The sequence below is a fragment of the Roseiarcus sp. genome (assembly GCF_049514155.1).
Taxonomy (GTDB): domain Bacteria; phylum Pseudomonadota; class Alphaproteobacteria; order Rhizobiales; family Beijerinckiaceae; genus Roseiarcus.
In genome coordinates this window covers 1-3,541 of record NZ_JBEKVH010000259.1, presented here as the reverse complement: position 1 = coordinate 3,541, position 3,541 = coordinate 1, and the positions used below count along the sequence as shown (strand labels likewise).

General features: G+C 67.0%; 4 protein-coding genes. All 4 read left to right on the top strand.

What is annotated here, in order from left to right:
• On the top strand, positions 1 to 660 hold a 660-nt coding region (gene nuoF / locus ABSF49_RS21085; RefSeq protein ID WP_424114596.1), incomplete at its 5' end, for an NADH-quinone oxidoreductase subunit NuoF.
• 42 nt (positions 661 to 702) lie between these two features.
• Positions 703 to 1,122, top strand: coding sequence for a hypothetical protein (locus ABSF49_RS21080; protein WP_424114595.1), 420 nt, complete (start codon positions 703 to 705; stop codon positions 1,120 to 1,122).
• Positions 1,123 to 1,140: 18 nt separating this feature from the next.
• Positions 1,141 to 1,452, top strand: a complete 312-nt coding sequence (locus tag ABSF49_RS21075; protein WP_424114594.1) for a pentapeptide repeat-containing protein — start codon at positions 1,141 to 1,143, stop codon at positions 1,450 to 1,452.
• The gene (gene nuoG / locus ABSF49_RS21070; protein WP_424114593.1) at positions 1,449 to 3,512 is read left to right on the top strand and encodes an NADH-quinone oxidoreductase subunit NuoG; all 2,064 of its coding nucleotides are present in this window, start codon (positions 1,449 to 1,451) and stop codon (positions 3,510 to 3,512) included. The genes ABSF49_RS21075 and nuoG overlap by 4 nt, the downstream gene beginning before the upstream one ends.
• Positions 3,513 to 3,541 lie beyond the last annotated feature (29 nt).

Sequence of the window (3,541 nt, the reverse complement as noted above, 5' to 3'; positions counted from 1 at the left end):
GCGGTGGCGCCGACCATTCTGAGGCGCGGCGCGGCGTGGTTCTCGGGCTTCGGCGCGCCCAACAACACCGGCACCAAGGTCTTCTGCATTTCCGGCCACGTCAACAAGCCGTGCAATGTCGAAGAGGCGATGTCGATCCCGTTCCGCGAGTTGATCGACAAGCACGCCGGAGGCGTGCGCGGCGGCTGGGACAATTTGCTCGCCGTCATCCCCGGCGGCTCGTCGGTGCGCATGGTGCCAGCGGCGCAGATCATAGACTGTCCAATGGATTTCGACTCGCTCGGCAAACTGCGCTCCGGCCTCGGGACCGCGGCGGTGATCGTGATGGACAAGTCGACCGATCTGATCAAGGCGATCGCGCGGCTGTCCTATTTCTACAAGCACGAGAGCTGCGGCCAGTGCACGCCGTGCCGCGAAGGCACCGGCTGGATGTGGCGGGTGATGACGCGCATGGCCGAGGGCAGGGCGGAGAAGCGCGAGATCGACATGCTGCTCGACGTGACGAAACAGGTCGAGGGCCACACCATCTGCGCGCTCGGCGACGCGGCGGCGTGGCCGATCCAGGGCCTGATCGCTCATTTCCGCCCCGAAATCGAGAAGCGCATCGACGCGTACGCGGCCAATCCGCACGGCGAACCCGTAGCGACGGCGGCGGAGTAGGGGCGATGGGGTGGGAGGCAGCCGAAGTTCGAGAGGTCCAAAATGCCCTGGGCGCTTTGGTTCGTCGGGATCCTTCTCGCTTCGATGTGGGTTCCGGTCGGCGGCTACTGGGTCGCCTACTTCACCGTGATCTTCAGTTTTCTTGCGACCAATTCGCTGCCGGCAATGATTGGAGCCTTGTTCAAGAGCGGAGAACACGAGATCAACGGCCCGATGGTGGTCACGCAGTTTGTCCGGACGGAGGGCCCGCCGCCAAGGGGTTGGGACTATTTATGGGGCCTGGTCGGCTGGACGGGGGTGGCTTGGCTCGTGGCGGTCGTCGTTCTCTGCGCATGGATTGCGATCAGGATGCACGCGGGACAGCGGGTTCGCGGCGCAACGAATCTGCTGATCCTTGTCGTCGGCTGGCCAATGTGCTTTTGGCTGGCGATATATGTGGTGTCGACGACCGCCTCAGATTGACGGCGGCGGAGTAGGGCGATGCGCATCGAAAGCCAGAAGCATCGACTGGACGTTCAGCACGCCGACCTCTCGGGGTCGCGTTTCGATGATGTCAACCTGTCGGGCGGCGACTTTCACAATGTGAACATGTCGGGCTGTTCGTTCGACGATCTCAATATGTCCGGCTGGCGCGTTCACAACGTGAACTTGGCCGGGTTGAAAATCGACAAGGCGAACCTCGCTGGCGCGTCAATCGTCGACGCCCGGCTCGAAGGCGCCACGATCGAAGGGGTTGCTGTCACCGACCTGCTCGCCTATTGGCGGGCCGGCCATGGGGCGAAGGACGCATGAGCAAGATCATCATCGACGGCAAAGAGCTCGACGTTCCGCCGGAATACACGCTGCTCCAGGCCTGCGAGACCGCGGGCGCCGAAGTGCCGCGCTTCTGCTTCCACGAGCGCCTGTCGGTCGCCGGCAATTGCCGCATGTGCCTGGTCGAGGTTAAGGGCGGGCCGCCCAAGCCGACCGCCTCCTGCGCGATGGCGGTCAAGGACCTGCGCCCCGGCCCCAACGGCGAGCCGCCGGTGGTCGAGACCAATTCGCCGATGGTGCGCAAGGCGCGCAAGGGCGTGCTCGAATTCCTGCTGATCAACCACCCGCTCGATTGCCCGATCTGCGACCAGGGCGGCGAATGCGACCTGCAGGACCAGACGATGGGCTACGGCGCCGATTCCTCGCGTTTCGCCGAGAACAAGCGCGCGGTCGAGGACAAGTACATCGGCGCGCTGGTCAAGACATCGATGAACCGCTGCATCCATTGCACGCGCTGCATCCGCTTCTCCACCGAAGTCGCCGGCGTCTCCGAACTCGGCGCGACCGGCCGCGGCGAGGACATGGAGATCACCACCTATCTCGAACGGGCGATGACCTCCGAGCTGCAGGGCAATGTCGTCGATCTCTGCCCAGTCGGCGCGCTGACCTCGCGGCCGACCGCGTTCCATGCGCGGCCGTGGGAATATGTGAAGACCGAGTCGGTCGACGTCATGGACGCGCTGGGGTCGGCGATCCGCATCGACTCGCGCGGCCGCGAAGTCGTGCGCATCCTGCCGCGCGTCAACGAGGCGGTGAACGAGGAGTGGATCTCCGACAAGACCCGCCATGTCGTCGACGGCCTCAAGACCCAGCGGCTCGACCGGCCTTACGTGCGGGTCGACGGCAAGCTCAAAGCCGCGACCTGGGGCGAAGCCTTCGCCGCCATCGCCGCCAAGGCCAAGGCGACGGCGGCCTCGCGCATCGGCGCGATCGTCGGCGATCTCGCCAGCGTCGAGGAAATGTTCGCCCTCAAGGGGCTGATGGACAAGCTCGGCGCCGCGAGCGTCGATTGCCGCCAGGACGGCGCCAAGTTCGATCCGAAGTACGGCCGCGCCTCTTATCTGTTCAACGCGACGATCGCCGGCGTCGACCAAGCCGACGCGATCATGATCATCGGCTCGAATCCGCGCCTCGAAGCGCCAGTGCTCAACGCCCGCATCCGCAAGCGCTGGCTGAAGGGCGATTGCCTGATCGGCGTCGTCGGCGAGAAGGCCGACCTGACCTACGGCTACAATTATCTCGGCGCAGGCCCGGACGCGCTCGCCGCCTTCGCCGAGCATCCGCCGGCCAACAAGGCGAAGCCGATGTTCATCCTCGGCGCCGGCGCGGTCGCGCGCATCGACGGGGCGGCGGTGCTGTCGCTCGCCGCCAAGGCGGCGCTGTCGCTCGGCGTGGTCAAGGACGGCTGGAACGGCTTCAACCTGCTGCATGGCGCGGCGTCGCGCGTCGGCGGCCTCGACCTCGGTCTGGTTCCAGGCGAGGGCGGGCTCGACGCGCGGGCGATGGCGCGGGCCGGCGCGGTCGATCTCATCTTCAACCTCGGCGCCGACGAGATCGACATCGAGCGCGGCGCCTTCGTCGTCTATATCGGCACGCATGGCGATCGCGGCGCCCACCGCGCCGACGTCGTCCTGCCCGGCGCCGCCTATCCCGAGAAGACCGGCGTCTACGTCAACACCGAGGGCCGGCCGCAATTCGCCGAGCGCGCGACGTTCCCGCCCGGCGACGCGCGCGAAGACTGGGCGATCCTGCGCGCGCTGTCGGACGCGCTCGGCGCGCGGCTGCCCTACGATTCGCTCTCCGCCTTGCGCGCCGCGCTCGCCGTCGCGCATCCCGACCTGGTCAAATACGACGTCGTTGCGCCGACCGATCCAAGCATCTTCGCCGCGCTCGCCGCTCGCGGCGGCGCGCTCGAGCGCGCGCCGTTCGCCTCGCCCGTCGCCGATTTCTACCTCACCAACCCGATCGCCCGCGCTTCGCGCGTGATGGCCGAGTGCTCGGCTTTGCGCGCCGGCCAGACCCTGAAGGCGGCGGAGTAGGACGAAGATGACCAGCGCCACGCCCTCCC

What these genes read in the sequence shown, in the direction of transcription:
- nuoG (WP_424114593.1), top strand. Translation starts at nt 1,449, where the DNA reads ATGAGCAAGATCATCATCGACGGCAAAGAGCTCGACGTTCCGCCGGAA.
- ABSF49_RS21075 (WP_424114594.1), top strand. Translation starts at nt 1,141, where the DNA reads ATGCGCATCGAAAGCCAGAAGCATCGACTGGACGTTCAGCACGCCGAC.
- ABSF49_RS21080 (WP_424114595.1), top strand. Translation starts at nt 703, where the DNA reads ATGCCCTGGGCGCTTTGGTTCGTCGGGATCCTTCTCGCTTCGATGTGG.